The sequence below is a fragment of the Celeribacter arenosi genome (assembly GCF_039539485.1).
In the GTDB taxonomy this organism is placed as follows: domain Bacteria; phylum Pseudomonadota; class Alphaproteobacteria; order Rhodobacterales; family Rhodobacteraceae; genus Celeribacter; species Celeribacter arenosi.
Genome location: NZ_BAABDF010000001.1, coordinates 108077 through 121849 on the forward strand (window position 1 = coordinate 108077; position 13773 = coordinate 121849).

The 13773-nt window shown below is 60.7% G+C and carries 17 protein-coding genes; 13 read left to right on the forward strand and 4 right to left on the reverse strand.

Annotated elements, in window-relative coordinates:
• Positions 1-72: 72 nt before the first annotated feature.
• The 4 genes from ABD815_RS00585 to ABD815_RS00600 all read left to right on the forward strand — a co-directional run bounded on the left by ABD815_RS00585 (position 73) and on the right by ABD815_RS00600 (position 3118).
• Positions 73-792 (forward strand): ThuA domain-containing protein, encoded by a 720-nt coding sequence (locus ABD815_RS00585; protein WP_344842020.1) that lies wholly within the window; start codon positions 73-75, stop codon positions 790-792.
• Positions 793-871: 79 nt separating this feature from the next.
• Positions 872-2167: a lipoprotein-releasing ABC transporter permease subunit gene (locus ABD815_RS00590; protein ID WP_344842022.1), complete on the forward strand. Its 1296-nt coding sequence runs from the start codon at positions 872-874 to the stop codon at positions 2165-2167.
• Entirely contained in the window at positions 2160-2843 is a 684-nt protein-coding gene (locus ABD815_RS00595) for an ABC transporter ATP-binding protein (protein ID WP_344842024.1), read from the forward strand. The genes ABD815_RS00590 and ABD815_RS00595 overlap by 8 nt, the downstream gene beginning before the upstream one ends.
• Before the next feature lie 89 nt (positions 2844-2932).
• Complete coding sequence (locus tag ABD815_RS00600; protein ID WP_344842026.1) at positions 2933-3118, forward strand: hypothetical protein; 186 nt, start codon at positions 2933-2935, stop codon at positions 3116-3118.
• Between the two features lie 174 nt (positions 3119-3292).
• Here ABD815_RS00600 and ABD815_RS00605 read toward each other — a convergent pair whose 3' ends face one another.
• Positions 3293-3688, reverse strand: a complete 396-nt coding sequence (locus tag ABD815_RS00605) for a hypothetical protein (protein WP_344842028.1) — start codon at positions 3686-3688, stop codon at positions 3293-3295.
• Positions 3689-3913: 225 nt separating this feature from the next.
• Positions 3914-5869: a DNA topoisomerase IV subunit B gene (parE, locus tag ABD815_RS00610; RefSeq protein ID WP_344842031.1), complete on the reverse strand. Its 1956-nt coding sequence runs from the start codon at positions 5867-5869 to the stop codon at positions 3914-3916.
• 177 nt (positions 5870-6046) lie between these two features.
• On the opposite strand from parE, the gene ppk2 reads away from it, so the two are divergent.
• Complete coding sequence (gene ppk2 / locus ABD815_RS00615) at positions 6047-7039, forward strand: polyphosphate kinase 2 (RefSeq protein WP_344842034.1); 993 nt, start codon at positions 6047-6049, stop codon at positions 7037-7039.
• 19 nt (positions 7040-7058) lie between these two features.
• Here the strand turns inward: ppk2 and ABD815_RS00620 are convergent, their stop codons facing one another.
• Positions 7059-7463 (reverse strand): DUF983 domain-containing protein, encoded by a 405-nt coding sequence (locus ABD815_RS00620; protein WP_344842037.1) that lies wholly within the window; start codon positions 7461-7463, stop codon positions 7059-7061.
• Positions 7464-7727: 264 nt separating this feature from the next.
• Here ABD815_RS00620 and ABD815_RS00625 point away from each other — a divergent pair, with 264 nt between their 5' ends.
• The 4 genes from ABD815_RS00625 (at position 7728) to ABD815_RS00640 (ending at position 9845) form a co-directional block, all read left to right on the forward strand.
• A complete protein-coding gene (locus tag ABD815_RS00625; protein ID WP_344842040.1) occupies positions 7728-8264 on the forward strand; it encodes an EF-hand domain-containing protein in 537 nt (178 codons plus the stop codon).
• A gap of 89 nt (positions 8265-8353) precedes the next feature.
• Positions 8354-8944, forward strand: a complete 591-nt coding sequence (locus ABD815_RS00630) for an RNA polymerase sigma factor (protein WP_344842043.1) — start codon at positions 8354-8356, stop codon at positions 8942-8944.
• Positions 8931-9314 (forward strand): hypothetical protein, encoded by a 384-nt coding sequence (locus tag ABD815_RS00635; protein WP_344842046.1) that lies wholly within the window; start codon positions 8931-8933, stop codon positions 9312-9314. The genes ABD815_RS00630 and ABD815_RS00635 overlap by 14 nt, the downstream gene beginning before the upstream one ends.
• Before the next feature lie 3 nt (positions 9315-9317).
• Positions 9318-9845 (forward strand): periplasmic heavy metal sensor, encoded by a 528-nt coding sequence (locus tag ABD815_RS00640; RefSeq protein ID WP_344842049.1) that lies wholly within the window; start codon positions 9318-9320, stop codon positions 9843-9845.
• Between the two features lie 18 nt (positions 9846-9863).
• Here the strand turns inward: ABD815_RS00640 and ABD815_RS00645 are convergent, their stop codons facing one another.
• Entirely contained in the window at positions 9864-11252 is a 1389-nt protein-coding gene (locus tag ABD815_RS00645; RefSeq protein ID WP_344842052.1) for a diguanylate cyclase, read from the reverse strand.
• A 138-nt stretch (positions 11253-11390) separates the two neighbouring features.
• Here ABD815_RS00645 and ABD815_RS00650 point away from each other — a divergent pair, with 138 nt between their 5' ends.
• The 4 genes from ABD815_RS00650 to ABD815_RS00665 form a co-directional block, all read left to right on the forward strand.
• A complete protein-coding gene (locus ABD815_RS00650; RefSeq protein ID WP_344842055.1) occupies positions 11391-11669 on the forward strand; it encodes a DUF3572 domain-containing protein in 279 nt (92 codons plus the stop codon).
• Entirely contained in the window at positions 11666-12364 is a 699-nt protein-coding gene (locus ABD815_RS00655) for an HAD family hydrolase (protein ID WP_344842057.1), read from the forward strand. Before ABD815_RS00650 ends, ABD815_RS00655 begins: the two co-directional genes overlap by 4 nt.
• Positions 12365-12482: 118 nt before the next feature.
• Positions 12483-13076: a heme NO-binding domain-containing protein gene (locus tag ABD815_RS00660; RefSeq protein WP_344842060.1), complete on the forward strand. Its 594-nt coding sequence runs from the start codon at positions 12483-12485 to the stop codon at positions 13074-13076.
• A partial coding sequence (locus ABD815_RS00665) for a GGDEF domain-containing protein (protein WP_344842063.1) occupies positions 13073-13773 on the forward strand: 701 nt, incomplete at its 3' end. The genes ABD815_RS00660 and ABD815_RS00665, both read left to right, overlap by 4 nt.

Consider the following 13773-nt stretch of genomic DNA (forward strand, 5'->3'; position numbering starts at 1 on the left):
CTCCCACCACTCTTTCGCGCATTGACCCATGGGGCGCGCGCCTTACAGTCGGGCGAAATGAGGGAGGATACGATGGCCAAGGCATTGATCACATGGGGCGGTTGGGACGGACACGAGCCCGACAAGGTCGCCGCACTTTGCGGAGAAATCCTGACCCACGCGGGGTTCGAGGTGGAAACTGTCGACCACCTCGATTGCTTTGACGATCAGGCGCGGTTGGAAGAGCTCGACCTCATCGTGCCGATCTGGACCATGTCCAGCATCGAGAAGAACTACGTGGTCAATGTCAGCGAAGCCGTGGCGCGCGGCGTGGGCCTCGCGGGGGTGCATGGCGGCATGTGCGATGCGTTCCGCGATCAGGTGTTGTGGCAATTCATGACAGGGGCAAACTGGGTCTCCCATCCCGGTGGCGACGGGGTGAAATACACGGTGAATATCGCCAATTCGTCCTCGCCCCTCGTGGCCGGGATCAGGGATTTCGACGTCGAGACAGAGCAGTATTACCTGCATGTCGATCCGGTGAACGAAGTCCTCGCAACCACGCGTTTCCCCATAGAAACATGGTATCACAGCCCCAATGGGCCGGTTGATATGCCGGTGGCATGGACGCGGCGTTGGGGGCTCGGGCGGGTGTATTACAACGCGCTTGGGCATCATGCGGATGTGATCGACCACGGGCCTGCGCGCGAGATGCTGCGACGGGGGCTATTGTGGGCCGCACAGGGGCGCAAAGCCGCGTTGGATGCAGGTGAGCGGTTCGAAGATTACGCCTCGGAATTCAAGAATTTCTGATAGCGCGTGTGCGTGCACCGCTTGACCTTTTGCGCCTGCGCGGGAAAGGTCGCCCGACGTTTCAGACGAGGGCAGTCAAATGCAGAAGGCGGGCAGCACAGGGCCCTTTTCGCGGTTCGAATGGATGATCGCGTGGCGCTATTTACGGGCGCGGCGCGCCGAGGGGGGCGTGTCCACGATGACGTGGATTTCGCTCATCGGGATCACGCTGGCCGTGGCCGCGTTGATCATCACGCTGGCCGTAAGGACTGGATTTCGCAATGAATTTGTCGATACCATCCTCGGATCGAACGCCCATGTGACGGTCTATTCGGCCGGAACGATCGACGCGAACGGCAATATGAACCGCACGATTGAGGACTATCGCGGCTGGAGCGAACGGATCGCTGCGGTGGATGGTGTGACGCGGGCGGCGCCTTTGGTGAAGGGGCAGGTGATGGCCTCCGGGCGCGACGGGGCGGCGGGTGTTGAGGTCTATGGCATTGAAAAGGCTGACCTTATGACCATCCCCCGCGTTGCGGTCCGGCCTGATATGGCGCTGGGTGATCTGGCGCGGTTTGATGAGGGGATCGCAATCGGCTCCGGTGTGGCGCGCGAATTGGGGGTCGGGATTGGTGACCGGCTCAAACTGATCTCGCCGGAGGGGGCCAAAACCGCCTTTGGAACCAGCCCGCGGGTGTCGTCATACGAGGTGGTCTATATCTTCACCGCTGGACGCTATGACATTGATCGCACACGGGTTTATCTGCCCTTCAGCGACGCCCAGGTGTATTTCAACCGCGATGGTGTGGCCGATGAAATCGAAGTCATGGTGGAGGATCCTGACGGGGTGGATGACATCACGATCAACATGATGATGGCGGCGGGTGACGGGGCGTTGATCTGGACGTGGCGCGATAGTGCGGGGTCGTTTTTGCGTGCGCTGACGATCGAGGACAATGTGATGTTCGTGATCCTGTCGATTGTGGTGCTGATCGCGTCGATGAATATCGTGTCGGGTCTGGTGATGCTGGTCAAAAACAAGGGGCGCGATATTGGCATCTTGCGGACCATTGGTGTCACGGAAGCCTCTGTTTTGCGTATCTTTTTTCTCTGTGGCGCGCTGACCGGCGTGATCGGGACCTTGATGGGTGTGGCGCTCGGCGTGCTGTTTGTGGTCAATATTGACGGCATTTTTGCGGTGGTGAATTTCTTCTCCGGAGGGGGTGTTTGGGACCCGTCCATTCGCGGGATTTACGAGCTTCCGGCGGAATTGCGGGCGTGGGATATCGCGAAATCGGTGATGTTGTCTTTGGGTTTGTCGTTTTTCATCACCATTTTTCCGGCGCGACGGGCGGCTCGGATGAACCCTGTGGAGGCGTTGCGCTATGAGTGAGATGTTGTCTCTGAGCGGTGTGACCAAGGCCTATGCGCGCGGAAAACCTAGCGAAGTCAATGTGTTGCAGGGGATCGACCTGATGCTACAGAAGGGCGAGGTCGTGGGATTGGTCGCGCCTTCGGGGGCGGGGAAATCGACCTTGCTGCATATTTCGGGGTTACTCGATGTGGCGGATGCGGGGGATATCCGTGTGGCGGGGGAGGAAACGCGGGGGCTTTCGGACCGAAAACGCACCGCGCTGCGCCGCCAAGCCATTGGTTTCATTTATCAATTCCACCATTTGCTGCCGGAGTTCACGGCATTGGAAAATGTGGTTCTGCCACAGTTGGCCAATGGGGTGTCCCAACAGGATGCCGAAGCTAGGGCGTTGAAATTGCTAGATAAAGTTGGCGTTGCGGCGCGGGCGGGGCATCGGCCGGCGCAATTGTCGGGGGGCGAGCAGCAGCGGGTGGCGTTTTGTCGGGCGCTGGCCAATAAGCCGTTGTTATTGCTGGCAGATGAGCCGACGGGGAACCTCGATCCGGCGACTTCGGATGTGGTGTTTGCGGCCCTCATGGAGGTTGTGCGCGAGGAGGGTCTGACGGCTCTGATCGCGACGCATAACATGGAGCTGGCGGGGCGGATGGATCGCGTCGTGCGGCTCGATCAAGGGCGGGTTTTGGACAAGTCTTAACGACTTTGTGGCGCGTGTTTGCCATGTTTTACAAACCGCGCCACCCCCCGTTTGCAGTGTTTTACATGTTTTAAAAGACGCGCGCGGATTTGAGCGGCACGGTCGGGCCGGATCAGACGCTCGCGGGGGTGTGGGATGTGCGCGGCGGTCAATGGTGTCGCACCTTGAGCGCGCCGCCCGCCTTCGTCGGCACCGCCTGTCAGAACGCGACGTTGAATGGCGACGGGACGATGACGATTGAGGGGGGTGGGGGTGTTGTTTGGGCGATTGAGTAGGGGGTTGGTTTAGGCCGGCCTACGACTTTGTAACCCTTGAGCGCGATGAGCATCATGGCGCCGAAGGTGGTGGGATCAGAAGGCTGCGCATGAGTGGGTCCATTTCTGGCGAACGGGGGAAAAGGGCGCGCGGCGAAGTATGAGAATGACCCGGGGGAAGTTTGGGGTAAGTGACTATCCCGAAGTGAGCTTCAATGACTTCAAAAAAAAGTTGCTGCCATCTTTTTCAAGCTCGAAGTCGCTGGATTGGCTCAGCCAATAAGTCGCTGTCATTTCTAGCCGCCACTTTTCTCCGGAAAGGGTTTGAAACCTGTACGGGGCTCGGCCGTTGTTTTGACTACATATTAGTGAAACGATAGTTGCTAGAGCGATTTGACGTCCTGAATTAGGGTCGCCGGGTTCAGGAGCGGGATTGGAATACAGATTGTTTTGAGTGAACGGCGCGTGAACAATATATTCGAACGCAATTTTACAATCTGGAAAATTTGGAAAAGTCACTCTTTTCATTCCTTGAGGCTTACCATCCAGTTTTTGGATATCTACCTCAACAACGGGGAAATCGTTTTGCAAGAACCCAGCTCCTCATCAGACTGCATGCGGCTTTATGCAATCAAACCTGCTATTCACGCGGCATGTCTAGAGAAATTTCACAGTGAATGCTCTTCGGAAGGCTTTTTGCGTTCCTGAGACTAGGAATATGAGAACTTAATCACTCAGTTTGGCGGTTTTCTAATCTAAGATAGTTTTCGAGTGAAAGGGTGGGTGGCTACCAAGGTGTATTTGTGCGCCGAGGCCTTAAACATCCAACTCCTCAACAAAACGCGCGTTTTCTTGGATGTATTGAAACCGTAATTCCGGTTTTTTGCCCATTAGGCGCTCCACAAGGTCGCCGGTTTCGCCGGGTTCGTCTTCGTCTATGGTGACGCGGATGAGTTTGCGGGTTTTGGGGTCCATGGTGGTTTCTTTGAGGTCTTTGGCGTCCATTTCGCCGAGGCCTTTGAAACGCTGGACGTCGATTTTGCCTTTTCCGCCGAGTCCTTTGGCCATCCATTCGTCTTTTTCGGCGTCATCGGCGACGTAGAGGCGTTTGGCGCCTTGGCTCAGGCGGTAGAGGGGGGGGCAGGCGAGGTAGAGGTGGCCTTGGTCGATGAGGGGGCGCATCTGGGTGAAGAAGAAGGTCATCAGGAGGGCGGCGATGTGGGCGCCGTCGACGTCTGCGTCGGTCATGATGATGATTTTGTCGTAGCGCAGGTCTTCGACATTAAAGCGCGTGCCCATGGAGACGCCGAGGGCTTCGCAGAGGTCGGAGATTTCCTGGTTCGAGTTGAGTTTGCCCGAGGCGGCGCCGAGGACGTTGAGGATTTTGCCTTTGAGGGGCAGGAGCGCTTGGGTTTCGCGTTTGCGCGCGCCTTTGGCGGAGCCGCCTGCGGAGTCACCCTCGACGATGAAGAGTTCGGTGCCGGAGCGGTCTTTGGATGTGCAATCGGTGAGTTTTCCGGGCAGGCGGAGTTTTTTGGTGGCCGATTTGCGTTGGGTTTCTTTTTCCTGACGGCGACGCAGGCGTTCTTCGGCGCGCAGGACGAGGAAGTCGAGGATGGCGCCGGCGGATTTGGTGTCGGCGGCGAGCCAGTTGTCGAAGTGGTCGCGCACGGCGCCCTCTACGAGGCGGGCGGCCTCTGCGGTGGCGAGGCGGTCTTTGGTCTGGCCGACGAATTCGGGGTCGCGGATGAAGCAGGAGACGAGCGCGCAGCCGCCGGTGAGGAGGTCTTCGCGGGTGATGTCTTTGGCTTTTCTATTGGCGGTGAGTTCGCCGTAGGCGCGGATGCCTTTGAGGACGGCGGCCCAGAATCCGGCTTCGTGGGTGCCGCCTTCGGGGGTGGGGACGGTGTTACAGTAGGATTGGATGAAGCCGTCGCGCGCGGGCGTCCAGTTGATCGCCCATTCGACTTTGCCGGGCACGTTGAAGCGTTCGGCGAAGGAGACGGTGCCTGCGAAGGGGCGGTCGGCGTAGGTTGTGGAGGCGCCCAGTGTTTCGCTGAGGTAGTCGGCGAGGCCGCCGGGGAAGTGGAAGGTGGCCTCTGTGGGGGTTTCGCCGTCGTCGATTTCCGATTTCCAGCGCAGTTCGACGCCCGAGAACAGGTAGGCTTTGGAGCGGGCGAGCGTGAAGAGGCGTTTGGGTTTGAAGCGGTGTTTGCCGAAGATTTCTTCGTCGGCGTGGAAGGTCACGGTGGTGCCGCGCCGGTTGGGGGCGGCGCCGATTTTTTCGACCCCACCGAGGGGGATGCCGCGCGCGAAGCGTTGTTCGAAGAGTTCTTTGTTTTTGGCGACCTGGACGATCAAGGAGTCCGAGAGGGCGTTGACGACCGAGGAGCCGACGCCGTGGAGGCCGCCGGAGGTTTCATAGGCGTCGCCGGAGAATTTGCCGCCCGCGTGCAGGGTGCACAGGATGACTTCGAGGGCGGATTTGTCGGGGAATTTGGGGTGCGGGTCGATGGGGATGCCGCGGCCGTTGTCGGTGACGGTGACCGAGAAGTCGGCGTGCAGCGTCAGTTCGATGCGGTTGGCGTGGCCTGCGACGGCTTCGTCCATGGAGTTGTCGAGGATTTCGGCGACGAGGTGGTGGAGCGCGCGTTCATCCGTGCCGCCGATATACATGCCGGGGCGTTTGCGTACCGGTTCGAGTCCTTCGAGGACTTCGATGGAGGAGGCGTCGTAGGTGATGTCGTTGCCGGCGAGGAGGTCGTTGGCCATGGGGCTGCGCTCGATTCTTATGACTGTCGATTTGGCCTAGGATTAGACCATCGGGGCGGGGATGGCGCAAGGTGTTGAGGGCGGATCGGGGGCGAGCTTGGTCTGGATCAAGGTCTGTGGGAGGGTATCGGTGTAGAGGTTTGTGCAGATGATGCGAAAACAGCCGGAGATTTGCCGATGAATGACATGCCCCCCAATGGTAAAACGCCCGAAGGTGTCGAGACCGCGCCCATCGAAGAGACGGTGACGGGCGGCGCGCCTGTGCGACAGATCACCCCTCAGAAGGCCTTTCCCAAGGTGACGCCGGATGCGATCCGCAGTGCGTTCGAGAGCGGGCGCTATCCCTACCGGCGCAAGATGAGCCGGTCGGAATACGAGGCCGAGAAGGTCAAGTTGCAGGCCGAGATGTTGAAGGTGCAGCTCTGGGCGAAGGAGAGGGGCGAGAAGTTCGTGTTGCTCTTCGAGGGGCGCGATGCGGCCGGTAAGGGCGGCACGATCAAGCGGTTCATGGAGCATCTCAACCCGCGCCATGCCCGTGTGGTGGCGTTGAACAAGCCGAGCGACGAGGAGCGCGGGCAGTGGTTTTTCCAGCGCTATCTGGAGCATTTGCCCACCAACGGGGAAATCGTGCTCTATGACCGGTCGTGGTACAATCGCGCCGGTGTGGAGCGGGTGATGGGGTTTTGCACGCCCAATGACTATCTCGAATTCATGCGCCAGACGCCGGAGTTGGAGCGGATGTTGGTGCGTTCGGGGCTGCGGCTCTACAAATACTGGTTCTCGGTGACGCAGAGCGAACAGCAGCGCCGGTTTGCCGCGCGCGAGACAGACCCCCTCAAGCAGTGGAAACTATCCCCCATCGACAAGGCGTCTTTGGGCAAGTGGGATGATTATACCGAGGCCAAGGAGGCGATGTTTTTCTACACCGATACGGCCGATGCGCCGTGGACGATCATCAAATCCAATGACAAGAAACGCGCGCGGATCAACTGTATGCGCCATTTCCTGTCGACCATCGACTACCCCGACAAGGATCTCGAAATTGCGCGCGCGCCCGACCCGTTGATCGTGGGGAATGCGGCCCATGTGGTGCATAAGTCCGAGCATATTCTGGGCACGGCGCTGCATCCGGATACGCGGCGGGGGCGCAACGGCAAAGAGGAGTCGTGAGGGTCGTTAGCGTGTCGCCTCAGGCGTTCTCGTCGCCGAAACCGCCCATGCGTTTGGCCCATTGGAAGGCCACGATCGCGCCTTTGAGGCGGGGCAGCAGGTAGAGCGAGAGCGCCACGGTCGCCGTCACAAAGACCGTCACGAGGACCAGAGGGTCGGGGCGGAAGGTCACAAAGGCCCACCCCAGCGTCATCACCACAATATGGCCCACGATCAGGATCGTGAGATAGGCGGGGCCGTCATCGGCGCGGTGGTGGCTCAGGTTTTCGCCACAGACGACACATTCATCACGCACCTTCAGATAGCCTTTGAGAAGGGGTCCGCCGCCGCAGCACGGGCAGCGGCGTTGCCAGCCGCGCAGGAGTGCGGGGGTCAGTTCGCGTGCGCCATCCTCGCTATGGGTCGGGTAGGGAACTTCGGTCATTTGCACGGGCCTGTTGGATAGGGTTTTGGGGTAGATCGTTTTTTCTATCAGCTATGGGGCGCTCTGTCTTTGCGGCGCGTTGTCGCGAGGGGGATGGGGGCGCGCGTTTTGGCCTGTGTTTGATCCTGCGATTGATCCTGCGTTTTACGGGCGGTGAAATTATTTGCGACGGAAAGCGCGGGCTGGTGCGTTTGTACAGTATCGAAGACGCGACAGGCACGACAAAACGGCGCGTCGCAAGTTACTGTTTAAAAGGAAAATAACATGAAACGTACTACAGTTGTAACTTCTCTCATTCTTGTGGCTGTTCTGGGTGGCGCCATGGGCGCTGCTGCGGCGGGTCGCGGGATGAATGATGACCGTGGCGGCCGTTTTGGTCCCTCCGGTTTTGATTTCGCCGCAGTCGATACCGACAGCGACGGCAAGGTGACGGTGGAAGAACTCGACGCCTATAAGGCGGCACAGTTTGCCCTGATCGACACCGATGGCAACGGCACGGTTTCGGCCGAAGAGTTGATCGCCCATCGTGACAGCCAGCGTTCGACGCGCGCGCAGGAGCGGGCCACCAAGATGATCGAAGCCCGTGACACCGATGGCGATGGCGTTCTCTCGGCAGAGGAATTGGCGGCCACGCCGCAGCCGAAGTCGATGTTCGAGCGGTTGGACCGTGATGGCGACGGCGCCGTTTCCGAAGACGAGATGGCAGATGCCGGCAAAGGCATGCGTGACCGTGGTGACCGTGGTGACCGTGGTGAGCGCGGTGAACGTGGTGAGCGCGGCGAAGGTCGCCGTCACAACTAAGTGAGGCCACGTGCATTGGACGGGCGGGGAAAAATTCCCGCCCGGACAGGATGGACGCTCTGGACGCCTCGGGATAGTCATTGCCGGTGATGGACATGCCCTACGACGCCCTTTTGGATACTTCGGACGAAGCGTTGCTCGTTGCTTTTGGCAATGGCGATGCGTCGGCGGCGCGGGCTTTGACGGTCCGTTTGACGCCGAAGGTTCTGGGTTATGCGACACGCCTGTTGCGTGATCGCGCCGAGGCCGAGGATGTGGCACAGGAGGCGATGGTGCGCCTGTGGCGGATCGCGCCGGAGTGGCGTCAGGGCGAGGCGAAGGTGACGACGTGGCTCTATCGCGTGGTGACCAACCTGTGCACCGACCGGTTGCGCAAGAAGCGCGGCAAGGGCATCGACGAGATCCCCGAGCCGGAAGACGGGCGGCCCAGTCAGGATGCGGTTCTGATGCAGGCGGCGCGGATGGCGGCGTTGGATGCGGCTTTGGCGACTTTGCCGGACCGGCAGCGTGAAGCGGTGGTTTTGCGCCACATCGAGGGGTTGAGCAATCCGCAGATTGCCGAGGTTCTCGACATAAGCGTGGAAGCGGTCGAAAGTTTGACGGCGCGCGGAAAGCGGAGTTTGGCGGCTGCTTTGAGTGGCCAGAAGGATGAATTGGGGTTCGAAGATGACAGATCGTGATGACATGATGCTCGACGACCTCTTTGCGCAGGCGCGTGACGGGGCGCATGGGGCCGATAGTGCGGCGGATATTGCGTTGATGGCGCGGATCGTGGCGGATGCGGAGGCCGAGATTGCGGCGCGCACGCCCGTCGTTGAAGTTGCGCGTGGCGGATGGTTGCGCGCGATGGTGCGCTCTGTTGGCGGCTGGCCAAGCATGGCCGGTCTGGCCACGGCGGGCGTGACGGGATTGGCCATCGGGCTGAGTGCGCCGGCGGCGATCAGCGGTGTGGCTTTGGGCACGAGTGCGCAGGCGACGGGTGTCGAGAGTGCGAGTTATGCGCTCGACGATCTGATGCCGAGTTTCTACGATCTGGGGACGGAAGGATAAGCGATGAGCCAATCGGACGGTCAAAAACCAAAGGCGCGGTTCCATTGGGCCCGCGTCGTTCTGGTGGTGTCACTGGCGGCGAACCTCGCGGTGGTGGGGTTGGTTGCGGGTGTGGCGCTGCGTGCGGATTCGTGGGTTGATCGCTCGCGCTCTCTTCAGGTGCGCGATGTGGGGTTTGGGCCCTATGTCGGTGCGATGGAGGGCGAGGACCGGCGTGCTTTGGGGCGCGAATTTTTCCGTGAGGCGGGCGGTGCGCGTGAGGCGCGGGCCCGTGCGCAGGGTCAGTTCGAAGAGTTGATGGTGGCGCTTCGCCAGGAGCCGTTCGATGCGGCGCGGGTGGAGGCGCTTTTGTTGTCCCAGCAGGAGCGGTTGGCCGAGGGTCAGCGCATTGGCACGCGGCTCTTGGTGGCGCAATTGGCGCAGATGGAGAGCGATGAGCGGTTGGAATATGCCGACCGGCTCGACAAGATTTTGACCCGTCCGCCGCGCGGTGACAAAGGCGACCGTGGTGACGGGACGCGCCGCGACTGAGGCGATTGGTGCGTGGTTTCAGGCCGCGTGTGAGCCCAGCGTGACGAGGTTTCGCCCCTCGGCCTTTGAGTCATAGAGCGCGCGGTCGGCGATATCGATGAGCGCGTCGAGCGGGGCCACGGGTGCGCCGTCCACGCCGCCGCCCATGGTCATTCCGATAGAGACGGAGACGCAGATCGGGTCGCCGTTCGGGGCCTCGGCGGCCACTTCGTCACAAATCGCTTCGCGCAGGCGTTCGGCGCAGGCGCGGGCCTCCACCAGTGAGGTGGCGGGCAGGCAGACCAGAAATTCCTCCCCCCCGAAACGTGCGATCAGATCCATGCCCCGCAGGTTGGCGCGCAGGCGTTTGGCCACGGTCACGAGCACCGCGTCGCCGGTGGCGTGGCCGTAGGTGTCGTTGACGGCTTTGAACCGGTCGATGTCGATCAGCATCAGCGCGAAGGGGGTGTTGTTCGTGGTCGCCTCGGCGGCGATTTTTTCAACGTGGGGCAGGGCATAGCGGCGGTTGTAGAGGCCTGTGAGGCTATCGATGGCGGCGAGTTTCAGGCCCACCTCCATCGTGTCGCGCAGGCGATCGGCCTCCTGTTTGCGCCGCATCTGGGTGCGCAGGCGCAGGGCGAGTTCTTCGGGATCCGAGCCGCGGGTGATGATGTCGTTGGCGCCCAGATCGAGCGCCATATGCGCCTCTCTGCGTTCATTGGCGTCATGGACCACGACGATGCCCGCATGGCGGGTGCCGGCGCGCGAACGCAGGTCGGCGACGCGGCGCAGGCCGTCGGAGGTGGCGTTATGGCTCGCCGAGATGACGTAGAGGTCGGCGATCTGGTCCTGCGAGATCGCCTCCAGCAATGTCTGGGCGGGTTGGACGATGATTTCATGGCCCACGAGACCTTTGAGGCCCGCGCGCCAGCTACGCGCCTCTTCGATGGTGGAGCCGACGAGGGCGATTTTACCGCAGGCCTCGAAGAGGGCGGGCGCTTCGGCAAAGCCGAGGGCGGTGGCGGTTTCCTGACGGCGGCGCAATTCGTCCGATGTGGCCGAGGCGCGCATCAGGGCGCGCACCCGCGCGGTCAGGGTCAGCTCGTCGAGCGGTTTGGTGAGGAATTCGTCCGCGCCCGCTTTGAGGGCGGCGATTTTGGCCTCTGTATCGCCCTGAAGCGTGATGATCGCGACGGGGATATGGGCGGTTTGGGGGTCATCTTTGAGGGCGCGACAGGTCTCGAACGCGGTCATGTCGCCGAGGTCGAGGTCCATCAGGATGAGGTTGGGGCGTTCGCGGCGCGCGATTTCGAGGGTGCGCGCACCGGTGTCGCATTGCAGCACGCTATAATAGGCGGAGGACAGTTTGACCTTCAGAATGATTCTGTTGGTGGGGACTTTGTCCGCTATGAGTATGCTGCCCGCCATTTCTGCGCACATGGCTCCTTGTTCGATCCTGATCCTGTCGGATGGGTGACAGGTGTTAATGCACCGGTCGCTTGTCCTTGGAGGTTTAGGGTGGCAATGGTTAAGAAAGTGTTTCGTGCCATGGGGAGAACCAAAGAAATGCAGCAGGATTCTGCCGAAACTGTCGGGTTGAAAGTGCTCGCCTGGTTGGCCGCGAATGAAGAGCTTTTTCCGGTTTTTCTAGGGTCTTCAGGTATTTCGGGTGCGGAGTTGATGTCGCGTGCGGGGGATACAGAGGTGCTGAGTGCTGTTCTCGATTTTGTGACAATGGATGATGCGTGGGTGATGGCCTGTGCGCAGGAAACAGGGTTAACGCAGGACGCGCCGATGCGGGCGCGCGCGGCCCTTCCGGGTGGGGCGCAGATCAATTGGACATGAGCACGCCGGTTGAGGCCATTCTGTTCGACAAGGACGGCACGCTTTTCGATTTTCAAAAGACATGGGCGGCGTGGGTGCGCGATCTGATCGACCAGTTTGCCGATGGCGACGCGCAGGTGCGGGCCGCGCTTTGTGGGGTCATGGGGTTTGATTACGGCGCGGTCGCCTTTCTGCCCGACAGTCCGGTGATCGCGGGGACGGCGGGCGAGCAGGTGGCGTTGATCCGCTCTGTGGTGCCGCATTTGAGCGAGGCGCAGATACGGGCGATCAGCCGCGCGGCGATGGGGGCTTTGGTGCCGGTGGTTGTGGGGGATCTGGCGGGGTTGCTGGCGCGGCTTGCTGCGCGGGGGGTGCGGTTCGCTGTGGTGACCAATGACGGCGAGGATGAAGCGCGCCGCCAGATTGCCGATCAGGGGTTGGAGGCGGTTTTCGATGTGATCATCGGCTATGATAGCGGGTGGGGGGGAAAGCCTGCGCCCGAGGGCTGTCTGGCGGCGGCGCGCGCATTGGGGGTGGATCCGCGGGCCTGCGTGATGGTGGGCGATAGCACCCATGATCTGGACGCGGGGCGCGCGGCGGGGATGCGCACGGTGGCGGTTCTGACAGGCGTTGCGGGGCGCGCGGATCTGGCGCCCTATGCCGATGTCGTTCTGGACGATATCCACGGTTTGGCGGGGCTGCTCGGGGTGGCCTAGGGGGCGTCGGGGGTGGCCGTTTCGCCGGTGTCATTCGGCGTTGTCATTCGGCGTTGTCAAATTTTTAACTGAGCGCGCGTAAACGTTTCACGTGGACGAGTGAAAGGGCGTGCCTGCTATGCACGGAATGATTAACCGCGCTATCCAATGCTTTCTGCGAGATACCTATGGTCCGCAGGTCTGGCATGATATTGGACAGGGTGCGGGGCTCGGCTTTGAGAATTTTGAAGCGATGCTGAGCTATCCCAATCAAATGACCTTGGATGTGCTGGCGTCATCTGCGCGCCGGTTGGATAAGCCGGTTGAGTCCATCCTCGAAGATATTGGCACCTATATGGTGTCTCACCCGAACGTCGAGGCGATCCGCCGGTTGTTGCGTTTCGGGGGCGAGAATTTTACCGAATTCCTTTATTCACTGAACGAGCTGGAGGGGCGCGCGAGATTGGCGTTGCCCGAGCTCGAGATGCCCAAGATGACAGTGGGGCAGAGCGACAACGGGACCTATGAGTTGACCGTTTCGATTTCTTTGCCGGGATTTGGCTATGCGATGTTGGGCGTGATCCGCGCGATGGCGGATGACTATGGCACTCTTGTGCTGCTCGACCATCAGGGATGGACGGATTCGGGGGATGAAGTGATCATTGTCAACATTCTGGAGTCCGCCTTTGCGGAGGGGCGCCATTTCGATTTGTCGGCGGGGGTTGTGCAATGAATTTCCCCCTGGCTTCCGGTCTAAAGATAGAGCCGCGCGCGATTGATACGGCTGCACTGGATGTGTTGATGCCGATGCATTTGGTGATTGATTCCGCCGGGTTGATCCGGCGGGTCGGGCCGACGCTTTTGAAGCTGCGCGAGAAGGACGGCATTGTTGGCAGGCCGGTGAACGAGGTCTTTAGCATTATCGATAACGGGCGCGGGGCCGGCGATGGTGCGGTGATCACGGGGACCAAGCTCTACGTTAGTTTTCGCGGCGGTGTTGCGACGCCATTCAAAGGGGTTGCGGTCGAGATTGCGGGGACGGGGGAGACGTTGATGAACCTGTCGTTCGGGATTTCTCTGGTCTCGGCGGTGTCGGATTATCGTCTGACGGCGGGTGATTTTGCCCATACCGATCTGGCGATCGAGCTATTGTACCTGGTGGAATCCAACGCGGCGGTGATGGAGGAGACCAAACAGCTCAACCAGCGTTTGCAGGGGGCCAAGGTTGCGGCGGAAGAGCAGGCCTTTACCGATACGTTGACCGGATTGAAGAACCGGCGTGCGATGGATCAGGTGGTGTCGCGGATGATCCATCAGAAGACGTCGTTTGCGTTGATGCATCTCGATCTGGATTACTTCAAAAGCGTCAATGACACCTACGGCCATGCGGCGGGGGATCTGGTGTTGGAATATGTCGCGCGCGTGCTTTT